This window comes from Paucilactobacillus oligofermentans DSM 15707 = LMG 22743, from assembly GCF_001434315.1.
Classification (GTDB): Bacteria; Bacillota; Bacilli; order Lactobacillales; family Lactobacillaceae; genus Paucilactobacillus; species Paucilactobacillus oligofermentans.
Genome location: NZ_AZFE01000031.1, coordinates 84,490 through 103,569 on the forward strand (window position 1 = coordinate 84,490; position 19,080 = coordinate 103,569).

The window sequence follows — 19,080 nt, forward strand, 5'->3', positions numbered from 1 at the left end:
TCAATTAAGATTAGATGTTTTACTTTTAACGTTCTAGTACTGTAATACTTTCAATATGTGTTGTTTGTGGGAATTGATCAACTGGTTGAATTGGTTGGTTAACTGAATATCCTTGGTCTTTCAACAAAGTAATATCCCGAACCAAAGTAGCTGGATTACAACTGACATACACAATCTTCTTTGGCTTCATTTCACCGGTAGCTTCAATAAATTCTGGTGCAAGACCCTTACGTGGTGGATCAACTACCAATACATCTGGATCTAGTCCATCTTCAGCCCATTTTTTCATTTGGATTTCGGCCATTTCAACGACGAATTCAGCATTTTTGATACCATTCTTTTTGGCATTTAATTTTGCATCTTGGACTGCAGAAGAAACAACTTCAACGCCATAAACTTTTTTAGCATGACTAGCCATTGCTAATGAAATAGTACCAATTCCACTATACGCATCAATAACCGTTTCCTTACCAGTTAAACCGGCTTGTTCAATGGCACTAGCATATAGCTTTTCAGTTTGTTGTGGATTAACTTGATAAAATGATGATGGTGAAATTGCAAAGTTCAAACCAAGTAATTGATCTTCAATGGTATCAGTTCCCCATAATTTACGATTTTCACGACCTAGTAAAACATTAGTATCTTCTGCATTAATATTTTGGAAAATACTTTTTACTTCTGGTAATGCAGCACGAATATCTTCAACTAGTTGTTCTTTGATTGGTAACTTTTTACCATTAGTAACAAAGACAACCATCATTTCATGACTGTAATAACCACGACGAACCATTACTGTTCGTACAACACCCTTTTTGGTAGCTTCATTGTAAGGCTTGATATGATACTTACGAATCATGTCACGCAAGACAATAATTGCTTCATCTAATTTAGGATCTTGAATATAGTAATCTTCAATTGGCACAACGTTATGACTACCACGCTTATAAAAGCCGGTTTCAACAACCCCGTTTATGTCACGAACTGGAACTTGTGCTTTATTTCGATAATGATATGGTGTTTCCATTCCAATGGTTGCTAAAACTGGAATATCAAGATGTTCTTTTTTAAGTAATTCTTCAATTTGATGTTGTTTAAATGTTAGTTGAGCTGAATATGCTAAATGTTGTAAAGGTGCAATTCCGGTTTGAGTATATTGCTTATCCTTTACTTCAACTCGGTCTGGACTAGTTTTAATCCAATTAATTGGCTTACCAAATGCATAAGTCTTTGAAACTTTGATTACACGGAAATGAATTTCTTCACCTGGAAGTGTATTATCAACAAAGATTGGATACTTATCAATCTTAATGACACCCATGCCTTGATAAGTTAGATCAGTAACAATACCGGTATAAGTTTCATTTTTTGTAACGGGTGCTTGAAATTTCATATTTTCTCCTCTGAGCTTTTCGACGCTCACGATTTTAATTATGCCCCATATTTAGGCAACTAATATATTATACACTGCCAATAATTAAAAAGCGATTCAGAATTGTTAATTGTTTAATATTTATCAGTAATAGTTTCAAATACATCAGCATAAGCAGAGTTTTTACGATAAAAGACTGCCGGTTGTCCGATCGGTACTTCAATCGTATAATTACCGCCTTGATATTCAACTCCCGACCAAAGGTGAATCCAATTATCGTCTGGTAAGTAAACATCCCAAGTGGCTTGACATTCATCGTAAACTGGAGCGACTAATACATCCGGTCCAAATAAATATTCATATTTAATATCATAAGCCGCTTTATCGGCTTCGTATTCAATAAAAAGTGGTCTTTTTACAGGGATTCCTAATTCTGTATTTTCCCGAACCACAGCCTGACGATATGATGTTAAATCAGTAAAAACATTCGTACACATAGCTAAATGATGTATTGCTTCATCATCATCCCAAACTTGAAAATTTTCAGTTGGTCGATTACCTTCATGCGATCGCATAAATGGCGAAAAAGTTTCCATCTCTGCCCAACGCATAAATAATTCGGGTGTCCGAACATTACCATGTAAACTTGTATAACCTCCAATATCACTATGGGTTAATCCCATCCCAGTCATTCCAACTGATAGTGCTGCAGGAATCGTTGACGCTAATCCATCATCGAGACTCCAATTAACACTTTGATCACCAGCCCATAGCATGGGACAATATTGTTGACTGCCAGCTGTCCCAGCCCGCATAAAGTAAACAATTTCGCCCAGCTTGTCCGACTCTTTAACTGCTTCATAATTACATTTTGCCCATAGCATTGGCCACTGATTGTGGCGAATCATCGGATCAGAGCCATCATATAAAACGACATCAATCGGTAAATATTCACCGAAATCTGCCATCCAACCATCACACCCAAAATCAATTAGATTAGTTTTAATTAAATTTTTAAACCAGTTAAACGCTGCCGGATTTGTAAAATCAACCACCCCACAGTTAAACTCACCAAAATCAACGAGATAAATATCACCATCATGATTCCTAGCAAAATAGTTATGATTAGCGGCCTCCAAATATAATTCGCTTGTATTAACTAGATACGGATTAATATACGATAAGAATCTAATTCCTTCCTTTTTCCAATCATTAATTTTAGTATCTAAGCCAGGATATAGCTTCGGATCCCATTGCCAATTCCAGAAATTACGTTTTCCAAAACTCGTCTGTTGTGTACCTTCCCAGTCTTGACAAAATACTCCGGCAATTTTCACTCCTGCCTTTCGTAATTTATCGACGGTTTCATACGTTCTTGCTGTTCCGCCTTGAATTCCCAACAATAATCCTTGATCAGTCCATTCTGGCAATCCTGGTTGACGACCCAATAAATTGGTTAGCTTTACTAGTAGATCCTTATAAGTTTCAGCTGTTTCAAAGATTAATGACTCTGGAATCCCCCAGTATTGTAGTTCATGGAAATCAGCATTACGAAAATCAAAATCGGCATAAACATATGAATTAGTATGACAATAATATTTTTCAGTGGAAATGAAAGTTGGTTCAGGAAAATTAGTCGTATAATAATCCCCACCGGCTTGATCCTGGGTGTCGGCTTTAAAAGTTGTCATCGTATTCTTATTTCGCCCAATACCAGGTTCTGAAGTCCATAATGGGAAATGTTGGCCACGCAAATTAAAATACGATAGTTGTTCACCGCAACCATAAATCTTGTCCTCTGCTTGTGCTGGTAACCTAAGCCATAGTCGATTGTAAGAATCCTCGCTTACTGTTAAATTAAGGATTAATCGTCCAAACGAATCTAATGAGGCCTTGATTTTCAATAACGACTCTTGTCCATTTGAGCTTAAATTAAAAATAAAACTATCACTAGTTTCTGTAATTTCAAAATGATTCAGGGGAATTCGGCTAATTACATAATCTTCAATTTTAAAATTGCCGCGGTACATCTTTATATTTTCATCACCTTGCCCAATAAATGCAAATGCTTCATTCGTTGCATAACTTAATATTTGGCGATTGTTATAAAATAATGTTTGGTACTTAAATACCAATGAGTTACCATTTTTTTCCATCATTTGTCCTCTTTTCAACTTAATCTAATATAGTTATTTTGCATTAAAAATTTGAACAATTTTTTTCTTTTTAGCAAAGAATGTTTGATTTCGGACAAAAAAAAAAACTAAACATAAGTTTAGTTTCTTTTTAATTACATTTTATCAGCATTTTCAGCTGCTTTAATTTCATCAGCTGGTAATTGTTCAACCCCGGCAAGAAATTTTTCTTCAGCTTCTTGTAACTCAGCCGACATTTCTTCAGCCGTTAATGAAGGTATCACATCTAAATTAGCTACTGTTCGAATATGACGTGCTAGATTTTCAAATTTCATGGGGGCATCCCCACCATATTCACCATCTAAGTTAATCATCATTCGATCATCAACGGGCTTTGCAGTTACCGTTGAAGTCTTACGGTAAATAATTCGTGGATCATCAACGTGTCGTCCACCATTTAATACTTTAGTTAATAGTTGCATAATTTCAACGACATTCGCAGTCTTCACAATAATCATTGTGAACTTGCCATCATCCAAAGATGCATCTGGAACGATTTGTTCGAAACCACCAACTGAGTTAGTCAATGCCAATAGGAACATTGAGGCCTTACCTCGATATTCACCACCATCAAACTTAATGTCCATTTCGATTGGCTTAATCCGAGGCAAAAGTTCAGCCCCTTTGACGATATAAGCTAAATAACCAAATAATGACTTAGTTTGTGATGGTACATCATATGTTAATTCAGTTAGTAAACCACCACCAGCAATATTAATGAAATACTTCTTACCAGCACGACCAATATCCATCATTAGTGTTTTATTTTTCAAAATCACCTTAGCAGCACCAACCGGATCTTCACGAGGAATCCCAAGCGCACGTGCATAATCATTAGTCGTTCCGGCAGGAATAATTGCCATCATTGGCCGGCGTCGTAAACCCGCGACTCCATTAACAACTTCATTAATCGTTCCATCTCCACCAGCAGCAACGATTAAATCAAACCCATCTTTTGCTGCTCGCTTAGCTTCAGCTTCGGTTGATCCAGGCTCTGGAACCGTAGCATACGCACTAGTTTCATATCCTGCTTGTTCATAAATTGCAAGAATTTCAACAAGATCGCCGACTAAAGCACCACGTCCTGAAGTTGGGTTATAAATAACACGAGCTCTTTTTGACATATTTAGTCCCATCCTTACCGTTTATAGTGCTTGTAACGACTTCATCAAAAGTTGGTTAACAACAGATGGGTTTGCTTGTCCCTTAGTTTGTTTCATAATTTGTCCAACTAAGAAACCAACCGCACGATCTTTACCATTTTTAAAGTCAGCTACTGATTGTTCATTATTTGAAAGTATTTCATCAATAATTGGTTGTAATTGAGCTGGATCAGAAAGTTGCACTAGTCCGTGCGCTTTAACATATTCAGCTGGATTTTCACCTTCAAGGATTCCCTTAAAAACTTTTTTCGCCATCTTCGATGAAATAGTACCATCATTAATTAAATTAATCATTCCGGCTAAATTAGCTGGAGTTAACTTGGTATCTGCCAAATCAACTTGTTCATCATTCAAATAAGCGTTCACGTCACCTTGTAAATAGTTAGATGCTAGTTTCGCATCGGCACCATCAGCAACGGTTGCTTCAAAGAAATCTGACATTTCTTTAGTTTGAGTTAATACCATGGCATCGTATTCAGTTAAACCAAGTTCATTGATATAACGTTCACGACGATTGTTTGGCATTTGTGGCATTGCATCGCCAATCTCTTTAATCCAGGCGTCACTAATTTCAAGTGATGGTAGATCTGGTTCTGGGAAGTAGCGATAATCATCGGAACCTTCTTTAACTCGCATTAAGATGGTTTGACCAGTCGTTTCATCATAACGACGCGTTTCTTGGCCAATTTCTCCACCTGACATGAGTACTCGTTGTTGACGTTGTTCTTCGAAGAGAAGTCCTTTTTTCACATAATTAAATGAGTTCAAGTTCTTAAGTTCAGTTTTAGTACCATATTTATCTGATCCAACTGGACGAATTGAAATATTAACATCAACCCGCATTGAACCTTCTTCCATCTTCACATCGGAAATTCCAGTAAATTGGATTCGTTCACGAAGTGCTTCAAGATAGGCATAAGCTTCATCAGCTGATGAAATATCTGGCTTTGAAACAATTTCAATCAATGGTGTTCCTTGACGATTTAAATCGACATATGAATAACCATTAGGACTATGGGTATTTTTACCAGCATCTTCTTCAATATGCATTTCGGCAATCCCAATTTTTTTCTTTTCGCCCTCAACTTCAATTTCAACCCAACCGTCATGTCCTAATGGACTAACAGATTGTGAAATTTGATAAGCTTTTGGATTATCAGGATAAAAGTAGTTCTTCCGATCAAAATGTTGATGTGGTTCAATTTCGGCGTGTAATGCAAGTGCAGCGCGAATTCCGTTTTCAACCACACCTTTATTAGTTGCTGGCAATACCCCAGGGTATCCCCAATCAATTACATTAGTGTTCGCATTAGGTTCTGCCCCAAATTGAACTGGTGATGGACTGAAAATTTTTGAGTTCGTCTTCATTTCAACATGGACTTCAAGACCAATAGTTGTTTCAAAATTCATTAGTTTTGTCCTCCTAAGTTAGGTTGTGCTTTATGAAAATCAGTTGATTGTTCAAAAGTATAAGCTGCTTTGTACATGGTTTCTTCATCAAATGGTTTCCCAATAATTTGAAGTCCAACTGGCATACCATCAGCTAAACCTGCAGGAATTGACATTCCTGGTAGTCCGGCCATATTAACAGGTACCGTTAAGACATCATTCATATACATTGCTTTGGGATCCGTAATAGTTGAACCAATCTTGTAGGCAACGGTAGGGCCAGCAGGTCCCATAACAACATCATGATCCTTAAAGACATTTTCAAAATCTTGACGAATTAAAGTCCGGATTTGGCTAGCTTTATTAAAGTAAGCATCATAGAAACCGGCTGAAAGTGAGAAGGTTCCTAACATAATCCGACGTTTAACTTCATCTCCAAAGCCTTCAGAACGAGACTTAACATAGACATCTTCAAGATTTTTAACATCATTAGTACGAACACCATAACGAACACCATCAAAACGTTGTAAGTTAGATGAGGCTTCAGATGATGAAATGATGTAATAAGCAGCAACGCCATATTGTGTATGAGGTAATGAAACTTCATCAACAATTGCACCTAATGATTCATAATGCTTTAAGGCATCCTTGATAACGGTCTTAACTTTTTCGTCGACCCCTTCTCCAAGGTATTCTTTAGGCACAGCAATCCGTAATCCTTTAACATTAGTGTCATCATTTAATTGGGCACCAAAATTAGGTACTTCACGGGTTGATGAAGTTAAATCATGTTCATCATGACCACTAATTAATGAAGTCAATAATGCATTATCTTTAACACTCGTTGTTAACCAACCAACTTGATCTAAACTTGAGCCAAAGGCAATGATTCCCCAACGAGATACACGACCATAAGTTGGTTTCATTCCCACAACACCATTATATGAAGCTGGGAGGCGAATTGAACCACCAGTATCAGTTCCTAAAGCGGCTAGTACTTCACCAGCAGCAACTGAGGCAGCAGAACCACCTGAAGAACCACCAGGTACACGAGTTAGGTCCCAAGCATTATGGGTTACTTGATAAGCTGAATTTTCAGTTGATCCACCCATGGCGAATTCATCTAAGTTTAACTTACCAGCATTAATAAAGTTTTGCGCTTTTAACTTTTCAATTACCGTTGCATCATAAATAGGCTTGAAATTATCAAGAATTTTTGAAGCAGCTGTAGTCCGAATATTTTTCGTAACAATGTTGTCTTTAACTCCCAAGGGAATTCCGGCAACTAATTGGTCAGCGGCAATTCCTTGTTCGTCTAATGCTTTGGCTTCAGCTAAAGCATTTTCTTCATTCAACGTTAAGAAGGCTTCAATTTGATCATCCTTAGCCTTTATGTTGTCATAGGTAGCCTTTGTTAATTCAGTTGCACTAATTTTTTTGTTAACTAAATCGTCATGCAATTGAGTTAAATCAGTTTCATAAAAATTCATTACTCAGCATCCCCACTTTCATCAATAATTGCTGGAACCTTGATGTATCCATTTTCAGCTTCCGGAGCATTTTTTAAGAGTGCTTCTCGTTGATTGCTATTCACCGCAACGTCTTCTCGCATTACATTAACTTGGTCAGTTGCAGATGTCATTGGTTTAACACCAGTTGTATCTACTTTTTCGAGTGTTTCAAACAAGTCGATAATACTTTCTAGTTGTGGAGTAAACTCTGAAAGTTCCGCATCAGTAAATTTTAATTTTGCTAGTGAAGCGACATGTTGCACTTGCTGCTCATCAATTTGACTTGCCATTTTATTTTCCTCTTTTCAAATTGTTCATACCGTAATATTGTACCATATCAATGATTTTTTTTTACTTATCTTACTTATTTTTTAAGACAAATATCAAAAAATCTGAATGATTTTAAATACAAATCATCCAGATTATTATTAGCTATAATTATCTGTCATTTTTAGTAACTATCGAACACATGCGTTGTGAACTTACTATCACCAGAATCACGGAAAGCAATTGCTTGTAAGTCAGTTGCCGATTGAATTTTAATATCAATTGGAATCCCTTTTTGTAAATACTTATTAGCGGCTTGCGTAATATATTGAGTAAAACTAGTAATTTCGGTTTGACTATAAAATTGGGTCGTCACGGTAATATGCATCCCAGATAAACTACCATCCGTATATTGAGCTTGCGCCGTTACACCACTTAAATTAGGGAAGAATCCTTGTACCTGACTCTTAAAGTTTGAGAAGGTATCGTTATCATCTTGGTCATCACTACTACTGCTAGTTGAAGCGGACTTTGGATAAACTTTATTCTTCACATTCATTTGTTTCCAGCTGCTAAGGTTTGTGCCACTATTTGAGCTGTATTCAAAGAATGTTCCACCAACTAAGCTATCATTAGCAGCTTGCTTATATAACGCAATTGTAATCGGTACATCTTTCAGTGCTTTATTTTTACGTAATCTCTTCAAAACCGTTTGTGCTGCCTTTTCACCATAGGCTTTCAGATCAGCATCACTAATTTTTTGCTTATAGGTTGGTCCATCGGTTGTCTTTTGATAGTAGTCAATTGAATTCAAGCCAATCCCGATTGTAATTCCGTGAAGTTTTAGTGAGCTTCCGCTTTGACTCATGAAATCTTGTTCCTCAATTTGTTGAATATAAATTGGGTTACGAGTGCCGTTAGTTTTACCCTTCACTGGATTCAATCCGGAGGCGTTACTACTTGATTTCCGTGATAACCAATTTTCAACTGTATCAGTGGTTAAATATTGTCCTTCTTCAAAGACATACGACTTAGTTGAATAGACCTTTTTTGAAACATTTAATAATCCAGTTTCAAAACTTTTTAAGTTAAATTGATTATCATTTTGACCAACATTAACCCCACGAGATTTGCTAACTTGGTACTTACCATTTTTAATAACACCTTGATACGTGCCACTTTCAGCTTTTCCAGTTGTGGTATAGCTTGAAGAACTGCTACTAGATTTAGAACTACCAAAACTACATGAAGCTAAAATTAGTGTTACTGACAAAGCTGCAATAACAGCCGCTAATTTTTTCAATTTCAATATAATCAATCCTCCTTCATTGCCGTTTCAAATCGTTGTTCGTTCCAAATTTCAATTCCTAAATCTTGGGCTTTAGCTAATTTACTACCGGCATCTGTTCCAGCAATCAACAAATTAGTATTTTTCGATACACTACCAACAACATTAGCCCCATGAGCTTCAAGCCATGCTTTAGCATCATTGCGTGTAAATGCTTCTAATTTCCCGGTTAGCACAACTTTTTGTCCTGACCATTCACTATCTTCAATTATATCGGTTGCTCGCAAGTATGTCATATTTACACCGGCTGCTTGTAGTTCCCTGATTAATTGTTGCACTTGCTCGTTGCTAAAATAAGTAACTACACTATCACCAATCGTTGGGCCAATCGACTCAACGGCACTAATTTCATCACTATCAGCGGTCATCAATTCGGATAACGTTTCAAAATTGCTCGCAATCAGCTTGGCTGCTTTTGCACCAACGTGGCGAATTCCAAGACCAAATAATAGACGTTCTAATGAGTTTTGCCGACTCGCATCAATTGCCATTAATAAATTATCAGTCGATTTTTCACCAAATTTATCCAGGACCAATAATTGATCTTTGGTTAAGCGATATAATCCGGCCACATCCTTAATTAATTCCAGTTGGAATAATTGCTCAACAATTCGTGGTCCTAAACCATCAATATTCATTGCATTTCGAGAAGCAAAATGAGCTAAACCTTCTTTAATTTGGGCTGGACACATTGGATTAATGCAACGTAATGCCACTTCTTCATCCAAATGAACTAGCTTCGAATCACATTCAGGACAATGAGTTGGAATAATATACGGTTCGCTATTTGCTTTTCTTTTATCTAAATTAACGTGAGAAATTTCTGGAATGATATCACCAGCTTTGTGCAAATAAACGGTATCACCAATTCTGACATCTTTTTCGATTAAATAATCTGGATTATGCAATGAAGCTCTGGCCACGGTTGTACCAGCTAACTGAACTGGTTCCATTACTGCAGTTGGCGTGACCGTTCCAGTTCTTCCAACTGTCCATTCAATCGCTTCTAAAATCGTTTGTTCTTCTTCCGGTGGAAATTTATACGCAATTTCCCAGCGAGGAACTTTCACCGTGTTACCAAGTTCTGCTTGTAAATGTAAGTCATTTACTTTTTCAACAATTCCATCAATCCCAAATTCCAGTTGATTTCGTCGTTCCGTATAATAATCAATATATGCTTTAATCTCATCAGTTGTTTGAACTTTACGATAATTTTCATTAATCGAAAAGCCGAGTTCTTTCAACCGCGCTAACATCTCGCTTTGAGTATCAACCCCAACACCTTCAAATTCAGGGACATAATAAGCAAACACACTTAACTCACGATCAGCAGTAACTTGCGCATCTAGTTGACGTAAACTACCAGCGGCCGCATTTCTCGGGTTAGCAAAGACGGCTTCACCATCGGTCTCACGTTGTAAGTTTAACTTAGCAAATGCTTCTTTTGGCATGTAACATTCACCACGAACTTCAATCGATAATGGTTCACTTAATTGTTGGGGCACTGACTTAATCATTTTAAGATTTTTAGTAATATCTTCGCCAATTGTTCCATTGCCACGAGTTGATCCTTGGACAAACTTACCATTTTCATAAACCATTGACACGGCAAGTCCATCAATTTTCAATTCTAAATTAAATTCTAAGTGATCCTTCGTATTTTTATAAACGCGCTCATTAAATTCCATTAGTTCGTCAACTGAGAACACATCCCCCATTGATAACATTGGAATCTCATGTTCAACTTTTGCTAAATTACTATCGGGCTTACCACCGACCTGTTGTGTTGGCGAATCAGGCGATTGTAGCTCCGGAAACTTCGCTTCAAGCGCTACTAACCGGGCATACGTTTGATCATAAATAAAATCTTCAACTGAGGGTTGATCTTGTTCATAATACTCAGCTCCCCATTTGATGATATCAGCTTTTATTTGATTAACTTCCGTCCTAGCTTCGTCGCTCGTTAATTGTTCAATTGGTTTTAAATCATTCATTCGATTCACCTTTGTTACTGCAATATATTAAGCTTTTTCAATCGGAGCAAAACTAGCTAACAAGCGTTTAATACCTTGGGCTGGAAAGGCAATATCAAGTTCCATATCGTCACCTGCACCATTGATTTTAACAACGGTACCTTGGCCCCATTTTTTATGGTTAACTTTATCGCCCGTTTTCCAAGCAACTTTGTCAGCCCCAGTTCCATCAAATGAAACCACCTTAGTTGAAGTTGTCGCAGCACGATAAGTAGTTGCAGTCGCGTTTCGTTGTGCAAATGGTACTTGCCGTGCTCCAGAAGCTCCACCGCCGACATTGACGTTCTCATTCTTAATTAACTCCGCATCAATTTCATCAATAAATCGTGACGCTTGGTTATTTTGATGACGTCCATATAACATCCGTGAATAAGCATTCGTTAGGTATAACTTTTCCTTCGCACGCGTAATTCCAACATAAGCTAAGCGACGTTCTTCTTCCAATTCGTCATCTTCCATAATGGCCCGTGAAAGTGGAAAAATTCCTTCTTCAAGTCCCATTAAGAAGACTACTGGAAATTCAAGTCCTTTAGCTGCATGTAAAGTCATTAATGTCACTGACGGCGCAGTTTCATCAACATCGTCTTGAGCTGAAACTAATTGTAAATCAGCTAAGAAGTTGATTAAATTTTCTGCCTTATTTTCAACTTCATCGTCTGGATGATTCTTATCATAATCTTGAGTAACTGACATGAATTCATCCAAGTTTTCAATTCTTGATTGATTTTCAAGCGTAGGATTAGCTGCTAAGGCCGCTGTATAACCCGTTTTCTCCAAAATTTGTTGCGTTATTTCAGTAATTGACAGAAATTCGGTCATTTTTTGTAATTCAGCCATCATCCGACCAAATTCATCAAGTGAATTCCGGGCACGGGTTGAAAGACCATTATTTAACAACACATTTTGTGAAGCTTCCAACATTGACCAGTTATTTTCACCCGCAAAAGCGCGGAGTTTATCAATACTGCTTGCTCCCAGTCCGCGTTTGGGTTCATTAACTACTCGTTCAAAGCTCATTGAATCAGCTGGATTAACTAATAACGTTAAGTATGAAAGCACATCACGAATTTCTTTACGGTCATAAAACTTGTGTCCACCAACCATCGTATATGGCACGTTGGCCTTCAAAAAAGTTTCTTCAATAACACGTGATTGGGCATTGGTCCGATATAGTATGGCAAAATCATTATAATTTTTATGGTCGTCTTTGATACCTTCTTGAATTTTAGACACCACAAAATGAGATTCGTCATTTTCTGATTGGCCACGATAATAAGATATCTTTTCTCCATCACCGTTATCAGTCCACAAATCTTTTTCTCGACGAATCGTATTATTTTTAATGACCCCATTAGCAGCATCTAAAATTGTTTGCGTTGAACGATAGTTTTGATTTAACAAAACTGTTTTTGCATCAGGATAATCTTTTTCAAAGTTCAAAATATTTTCCATGTTTGCGCCACGCCAACCATAAATACTTTGGTCTGCATCCCCAACCACACACAAGTTTCTGAAATTTTTAGCTAGCATGTTGACCAATTTATATTGAGCATCATTCGTATCTTGATATTCATCAACATGGATATAATGAAATTTATTTTGGTAAAACGATAAAGTTTCTGCATTTTTTTCAAATAATTCAATCGTTAACATGATTAAATCATCAAAATCTACGGCTTGATTAGCCCGCAATTCACGTTGATAATTTTTATAAACATTCGCCACAATATTTTCAAATGGTGATGCGGCTTCAGCTTCGTATTCTGCCGGTGTTTTTAAAGCATTCTTAGCATTAGAAATTTCGGATGTAATCGCACGTGGATCGAACTTCTTTGTGTCAATATTTAAGTCAGCACAAACCCGTTTAATCAGCGTTTTTTGTTCGCTTGTGGCAGCAATCGTAAAGGCTCGGTTGTAACCAATTTGTTCAATATCCCGTCGTAAAATACGGACACAAAGAGCATGGAAAGTTGATACCCACACATCACGTGCACCTTCAGGTAATAACTTACCAACTCGATCGCGCATTTCTTTAGCGGCCTTATTAGTAAACGTAATCGCTAAAATATTCCATGGATTAACATCTTTTTCTTCAATTAGATAAGCAATTCGATGTGTTAAGACCCGTGTTTTACCTGATCCAGCACCCGCCATTACAAGTAGTGGTCCTTCAGTTGCTAAAACCGCTTCTGACTGACGGTCGTTCATTCCTTTTATCAATGGTAAATTTGCCACTTTTATGTCAATCCCCTCTTAATTCAATCATTAAATATTATATCAAATTTATGCACTCAATGGCACCACTTCACTGACCAAATTAGTTGGTTTAACGACGTCAAGCCAGGCTCACCAATGCTTGAACCGTTTATTAACTATTTAATAAAATCAAAAATTAATTTTACAAAGAAAATTGCAAGTACGATTAAGATAATCGGTTTAGCAATTTTAGCCCCACCACGTTTAAAATAAATTGCACCTAAATAATTCCCCGCAATACCAAAGATGCCAGCCGTTAATCCTAAAATTAAGAATACTTTTCCACTAAATAAAAATACTAACAGCGCTGTAATATTAGTGGTTAAGTTAATAATTTTGGTTGTTCCGGCTGCCAAATTGATCGGTAACTTAGCAATTCCAGTTAGTCCAAGCAGCATAAATGTTCCCGCTCCTGGGCCATAAAAGCCATCATATATTCCAAGTACCAAAGCAATTACAAGTGATAATAAAACTTGTTTACCAACTAGTCTTTCAGCAAATTTATTATTTTTAAGAGCTTGTTTATTAAATACTAAATATAATGCAGTTGCAGGTAAAACTACGAGTAAAATAATCTGGAAATAATAATCAGAAATATGTAACGCAATTCTAGCACCTAAAAAAGCACCTGCTAAGGCTGCCATAATTGTCATTAAAGACAACTTCAACTTCATATAACCGTTGCGTGCGAATTGCAAAGTCGATACCGTCGTTCCCATTGCTGAAGATAATTTATTAGTTCCAATCGCAAAATGAATGGGCATTCCAGTCATCATATATGCCGGTAAAGAAATTAACCCGCCACCACCAGCAATTGAATCTACAAAGCCACCTAAAAATACCAGAGGACACACAATCAAAAATGTAATCAAGCGCTTCACCCCTAAAATTTTATTTTAATAATGACATGCTACTGAACATCAAGCAAGTCAAACTTTTATTTTAAAAGAAAAAGGAATCCTATTCGGATTCCTTTTTAAATGACCACATTTCAGTATTATCAATTTGCATTTCAATTTTATCAACTGAATCGCCGGTGACAATAATATGACCAACCTTTGTTTTAATTGGTACTGGATACATAAAATAAAACCAATTACTTTTAAGGACCCATTGGGTTTTTAAGTCCTTCATTTGACTAACTTCAAAAGTTTTTAAGACGGCCGATTGCATAATCTTAATTTCTTTTAAAGGTGCCCCTGAGATTGCAGTTAAAAATTGAGTATATTGATCAACGGTGGCTACCGTATCAAATAAATTAGCTTGTAAACAAATTCCGGGCTTAATTCCTTTAAGATACAGTGCATTCGTATCAGTTAAATAAAATTCAATTTCAATACTTCCTAGTCCCGTTAGGCCATTGACCGTTTCAGTGCCAATCCGCGTCATCTCATCAACAACTGCTTGGTTTAACTGTGCTAACTTGGCCGATACTAATTGGTTATCAATCACGGATTTCTCTAAAATTGGAAAGGCAACATCCGTATTCCCCTTCGTAATAATTAATGAAAATTCACGAGTATGTGGAATATATGATTCCAGTACGAACGTTCCAGTATCAATAAAATCAGCGGCTTTAGAAATATCTGATGAACGACTAATTATCAATGAATCATCATCACGCACATGTTGAATTGGTCGAATTACAGCTGGATAACCAATGGAATCAATGGACCCATAGACATCATCTAAGCCAACGATAGTTACATAAGGGGCAATATTAACATTAATTTGATCAAAAAAAGCTCGTTCTAATAACCGATCTTGAATAATCTCAAGAATATTTTGACCTTGTGGCACATTAGTATATTGACTAATAAATTCAATGACTGATGAATCAATCATATCACCTACGTACGCAACAAAATCACATTCTTCAGCAAAATGTTTTAATTGCTCACGATCATTATGTGCTCCGATAATCATAAAATCAGCAAGCTGCAAAGCATCATCCGACGGTGACGGGCCATACGCTCCAACCTTATATCCCATTAGTTTGGCAGCCATCACTAATCGTAATGCAGAGTAGCCTCCACCGATAACGCCTAATATTTGTCCTGGATAAAATGGCTGATTGCTCATTATAAACACCTCATAAGTTTATTTTAATGCTCGTCCATAAAAGTTACTTTACCATCGGTCAATGACTTAATTCTAGCTAACGATTCCAACTGAATACCTTGCGCTTTTATTTTATCTGCACCTGGTTGGAAACTCTTTTCAATCACGATTCCGACCCCAGCTAATTCAATTCCAGCTTGTTTGGCGATATCAATTAGGCCAAAAACAGCTTGTCCATTGGCGAGAAAATCATCAATAATCAATACTTTATCATCTGTAGAAATATACTTTTGTGAAACCGTAATTTGGTTCTCTGTTTGTTTTGTAAATGAAAATACAGACGATGAATAAAGGTTATCAGTTAACGTTAGACTCTTGTGCTTACGAGCAAATACAACGGGTATATGCATTTGTAAACCAGTCATAATCGCTGGGGCAATTCCAGACGATTCAACGGTTAAAATTTTAGTGATTCCTTGATTTTGAAATAGGTGTGCAAATTCTTGGCCCATTTCAAACATCAAATCTGGATCCATTTGATGATTTAAAAATTGATCAACTTTTAAAACATCCCCCGATAATACTACCCCGTCTTGTTTAATTCGTTCCTCTAATGCCTTCATGATAATCTCCTAACTGTCATATTGGTCTAATTTATATTTTTGAATAATTTCAATAATTTTGCTTGCATAGGTTGGATCAGTCGCATATCCATCAGTTTGCAATGCCTGCGCCGCGGCTTGATAAGTCGTGGCCGAAATTACGTCTGCATATTGCGCACTATTATAGGTCGTTCCATTCACCATTAACATTGCATGCTCTTCAATTGATTCGTTCCAACTTGAGTATAACTGAAAGCGCCCATTAATTGTAATCCATTCGCCATTTACATACTCTTGCGTTTTTAATACCTTGCTATTATTCGGATCATCACTTTTAACCCCAAATAAATTGTAGTACTTTGAAGCCAAGGTACTTTTACCCCAATTAGATTCCAAAATTGATTGGGCAATTGTAATTGACGCATACACATGATGTTGTTGCATCATTGCTTGTGCTTCCGGTTTAACCGAAGCGATAAATTGTTCTTTTGCTGTCGGTAATTTTTCGCGTGCTTCTTGTTCTAACCGAATTTGATGTAATTCATACACACCATAACCCACTAAAAAGAATGCAGTTAATAATACAAATAAATTCTTCCACTTTAAATGGCCACGATTAAATAAAAAATTAGTTCCACGATACTTTTTTCGCCTTCGTTTGGCCACCCAGTTTCACCTCTTATATCAATTACCACTACCAAAATATGAGCTTAGCTATATCAATTAATTTTATTTATAGTCACCATTCATTATAGCGATTTAATTAGTTTCATTTCAAGTTATCGCATCAAAATTATTAATAAGTTGTCGATACTTAAGCGAATGTTATAAATTAAACAAAAAGCGAACCCAATATTCATTAGGTTCACTCTTAAATTATTTATTTTGTCATAATCTCTGCAACTTGTTCATCATTAGCTACCGTTTCCTTGGCACTAATTTTCATATATGCAACGTCTGCCATATTAGTGATAATTACCATTGTTGTGGTCACTTTGCCAGCCTCAGTTATTGCCGCTAAATCAACGTTCGCTAACAATTCACCGTGCACTACTTTTTGACCAGCTTCAACGACTACTTCAAACGGCTCACCTTTTAATTCCACTGTGTTAATACCAATGTGAACTAAAATTTCTAACCCCGCATCTGTTTTAATTCCAATTGCATGCTTAGTTGGAAATACTGACATAATTTCACCATCAACTGGTGAAACAATCTGACCATCAGTTGGTGTAACTGCATAGCCATCACCTAACAGTTTTTGAGCAAAAGTTGCATCATCAACCGCTTCGATATTCATAAACTTACCATTAGCAACACTGTAAAATTTATCAACAATCCCAGAAGTAACATTTAAATTATTTTTCGCTGTTACGGTATTAGTTGCTTCACTAACTTCGCCAATTTCAGCACCTTCCGCAAACAATTGTTTCAACGCATCCGCTACGAATTGGACTTCAGTACCAACGATTATCTGCACATTGGTATCATCCAAAATATTAACCCCGGCAGCGCCTGAAGCTTTAGCCGCTGCTTGATTAACTTTACTTGAATCATTCAATTGTAGACGTAAACGCGTAGTACAGTTATCAATAATTTTAATATTATTTTTACCACCAATAGCGGCATAAATCTTTTTAGCTTGAATCATATATTTGTCATCAGAGTCATTTGTAGCGACTTCATCAATGACTTCATCCACATCAGGTTCACGTCCTGGTGTCATTAAATTAAATTTTTTAATCGCAAAGTCAAAAGTAAAGTAATAAATAATAGCCATCACTATTCCTTGCAACAATAGCATGTATGGTTGATTAGCAATCGACATATGGAAGCTCAGTGAATAATCAACTAAACCGGCACTAAATGCGAATCCAGCTGTCCAATGCATGAAAGCAGCAAAGGCTAATGATAAACCTGTTAGCACTGCATGAAGTAGATATAGTGGCCATGCAATAAACATAAATGAAAATTCTAATGGTTCCGTTACACCAGTGAAAAATGAAGCAAAGGCCCCGGCCATTAATAAACCACCAACTTGTTTTTTACGATCTTCACGAGCGTTACGGTACATTGCCAAGGCTCCTGCAGGTAACCCAAACATCATTACGGGGAAGAAGCCAGCTTGATACATTCCAGTAATACCTTTAGGTCCTTTATTAGCCCAGAACTTACCAATATCATTGATACCAGCAGTATCAAACCAAAAAACTGAATTTAAGGCTTGATGTAATCCAGTTGGAATTAATAATCGGTTAAAGAACCCATACAATCCGGCCCCAGTAGCACCCAGTCCCACGATAAATTTACCAAAGGCAACTAGTCCTTCATAAATTGGTGGCCAAATTACCATTAAAATGGCTGTAATGACTAACATTACAGCTGCAGTTACGATTGGGACTAAACGTTTTCCACTAAAAAATGATAGTGCCATCGGTAATTTAGTTTCAAAGAAACGATCATATAATGCTGCCGCAATTAGTCCGGCTAGGATACCAATAAAGACATTACTACCAACATTAGCATACGCTGGATCAACCTGAGCAACTTTCATGCCCGTTAAGGTTGCGACTGATTCTGGTGTCAGGACTTTAGTTGGAATTAAATATCCAACTAACCCAGCCAAAGCTGCCGCCCCGTCATTGCCTTTTGACATTCCAAGCGCAAGTCCAATCGCAAATAGAATTGGTAAACTACCCAAAATCGCGTTCGAACCAGCGCTCAAGAATTTAGCAAATAGCCAATTTTGTGGCAACCACATTGCAATCCCGATTAATAATGCCGCCGCAGGTAATACTGCTACAGGTAGCATCAAAGATCTACCCATTTTTTGTAAATATGTCTTCATTAATTTTCTCCCCTTATGCCCAATAGACAAGATTTTAC

14 protein-coding genes are annotated in these 19,080 nt (G+C 36.9%); all 14 read right to left on the minus strand.

The window, feature by feature from the left end:
- Positions 1-25 precede the first annotated feature (25 nt).
- The 14 genes from rlmD to nagE all read right to left on the minus strand — a co-directional run bounded on the left by rlmD (position 26) and on the right by nagE (position 19,042).
- On the minus strand, positions 26-1,390 hold the full coding sequence (rlmD, locus tag FC70_RS04040; protein ID WP_057889727.1) for a 23S rRNA (uracil(1939)-C(5))-methyltransferase RlmD: 1,365 nt from the start codon (positions 1,388-1,390) through the stop codon (positions 26-28).
- 113 nt (positions 1,391-1,503) lie between these two features.
- Positions 1,504-3,525 (minus strand): alpha-glucosidase, encoded by a 2,022-nt coding sequence (locus FC70_RS04045; RefSeq protein ID WP_057889728.1) that lies wholly within the window; start codon positions 3,523-3,525, stop codon positions 1,504-1,506.
- Positions 3,526-3,659: 134 nt separating this feature from the next.
- Entirely contained in the window at positions 3,660-4,688 is a 1,029-nt protein-coding gene (locus FC70_RS04050; protein WP_057889729.1) for a diacylglycerol kinase, read from the minus strand.
- Positions 4,689-4,709: 21 nt separating this feature from the next.
- Positions 4,710-6,137 carry an Asp-tRNA(Asn)/Glu-tRNA(Gln) amidotransferase subunit GatB gene (gene gatB, locus FC70_RS04055; RefSeq protein ID WP_057889730.1) on the minus strand — a complete coding sequence of 476 codons (1,428 nt, stop codon included), beginning with the start codon at positions 6,135-6,137 and terminating at the stop codon, positions 4,710-4,712.
- Positions 6,137-7,606 carry an Asp-tRNA(Asn)/Glu-tRNA(Gln) amidotransferase subunit GatA gene (gatA, locus tag FC70_RS04060; RefSeq protein WP_057889731.1) on the minus strand — a complete coding sequence of 490 codons (1,470 nt, stop codon included), beginning with the start codon at positions 7,604-7,606 and terminating at the stop codon, positions 6,137-6,139. Before gatA ends, gatB begins: the two co-directional genes overlap by 1 nt.
- Complete coding sequence (gene gatC / locus FC70_RS04065; RefSeq protein WP_057889732.1) at positions 7,606-7,917, minus strand: Asp-tRNA(Asn)/Glu-tRNA(Gln) amidotransferase subunit GatC; 312 nt, start codon at positions 7,915-7,917, stop codon at positions 7,606-7,608. The genes gatA and gatC overlap by 1 nt, the downstream gene beginning before the upstream one ends.
- A 161-nt stretch (positions 7,918-8,078) precedes the next feature.
- Entirely contained in the window at positions 8,079-9,203 is a 1,125-nt protein-coding gene (locus FC70_RS04070; RefSeq protein ID WP_083478635.1) for a CamS family sex pheromone protein, read from the minus strand.
- 5 nt (positions 9,204-9,208) lie between these two features.
- Positions 9,209-11,236, minus strand: a complete 2,028-nt coding sequence (gene ligA / locus FC70_RS04075; protein WP_057889733.1) for an NAD-dependent DNA ligase LigA — start codon at positions 11,234-11,236, stop codon at positions 9,209-9,211.
- A gap of 27 nt (positions 11,237-11,263) precedes the next feature.
- Positions 11,264-13,483, minus strand: coding sequence for a DNA helicase PcrA (pcrA, locus tag FC70_RS04080; protein ID WP_083478673.1), 2,220 nt, complete (start codon positions 13,481-13,483; stop codon positions 11,264-11,266).
- Between the two features lie 164 nt (positions 13,484-13,647).
- Positions 13,648-14,403 carry a sulfite exporter TauE/SafE family protein gene (locus FC70_RS04085; RefSeq protein WP_057889735.1) on the minus strand — a complete coding sequence of 252 codons (756 nt, stop codon included), beginning with the start codon at positions 14,401-14,403 and terminating at the stop codon, positions 13,648-13,650.
- Between the two features lie 88 nt (positions 14,404-14,491).
- Positions 14,492-15,613 carry an ATP-grasp domain-containing protein gene (locus FC70_RS04090; RefSeq protein ID WP_057889736.1) on the minus strand — a complete coding sequence of 374 codons (1,122 nt, stop codon included), beginning with the start codon at positions 15,611-15,613 and terminating at the stop codon, positions 14,492-14,494.
- Positions 15,614-15,636: 23 nt separating this feature from the next.
- On the minus strand, positions 15,637-16,215 hold the full coding sequence (locus FC70_RS04095) for a xanthine phosphoribosyltransferase (protein WP_057889737.1): 579 nt from the start codon (positions 16,213-16,215) through the stop codon (positions 15,637-15,639).
- A 9-nt stretch (positions 16,216-16,224) separates the two neighbouring features.
- Complete coding sequence (locus FC70_RS04100) at positions 16,225-16,860, minus strand: glycoside hydrolase family 73 protein (RefSeq protein ID WP_057889738.1); 636 nt, start codon at positions 16,858-16,860, stop codon at positions 16,225-16,227.
- A 214-nt stretch (positions 16,861-17,074) separates the two neighbouring features.
- Complete coding sequence (gene nagE, locus FC70_RS04105; RefSeq protein WP_057889739.1) at positions 17,075-19,042, minus strand: N-acetylglucosamine-specific PTS transporter subunit IIBC; 1,968 nt, start codon at positions 19,040-19,042, stop codon at positions 17,075-17,077.
- Between the last annotated feature and the right edge of the window lie 38 nt (positions 19,043-19,080).

Bases quoted from the DNA above. Each gene is read 5' to 3' on its own strand.
- rlmD (WP_057889727.1), bottom strand. From the start codon at position 1,390: ATGAAATTTCAAGCACCCGTTACAAAAAATGAAACTTATACCGGTATT.
- FC70_RS04045 (WP_057889728.1), bottom strand. From the start codon at position 3,525: ATGGAAAAAAATGGTAACTCATTGGTATTTAAGTACCAAACATTATTT.
- FC70_RS04050 (WP_057889729.1), bottom strand. From the start codon at position 4,688: ATGTCAAAAAGAGCTCGTGTTATTTATAACCCAACTTCAGGACGTGGT.
- gatB (WP_057889730.1), bottom strand. From the start codon at position 6,137: ATGAATTTTGAAACAACTATTGGTCTTGAAGTCCATGTTGAAATGAAG.
- gatA (WP_057889731.1), bottom strand. From the start codon at position 7,606: ATGAATTTTTATGAAACTGATTTAACTCAATTGCATGACGATTTAGTT.
- gatC (WP_057889732.1), bottom strand. From the start codon at position 7,917: ATGGCAAGTCAAATTGATGAGCAGCAAGTGCAACATGTCGCTTCACTA.
- ligA (WP_057889733.1), bottom strand. From the start codon at position 11,236: ATGAATGATTTAAAACCAATTGAACAATTAACGAGCGACGAAGCTAGG.
- pcrA (WP_083478673.1), bottom strand. From the start codon at position 13,483: ATGAACGACCGTCAGTCAGAAGCGGTTTTAGCAACTGAAGGACCACTA.
- FC70_RS04090 (WP_057889736.1), bottom strand. From the start codon at position 15,613: ATGAGCAATCAGCCATTTTATCCAGGACAAATATTAGGCGTTATCGGT.
- FC70_RS04095 (WP_057889737.1), bottom strand. From the start codon at position 16,215: ATGAAGGCATTAGAGGAACGAATTAAACAAGACGGGGTAGTATTATCG.
- nagE (WP_057889739.1), bottom strand. From the start codon at position 19,042: ATGAAGACATATTTACAAAAAATGGGTAGATCTTTGATGCTACCTGTA.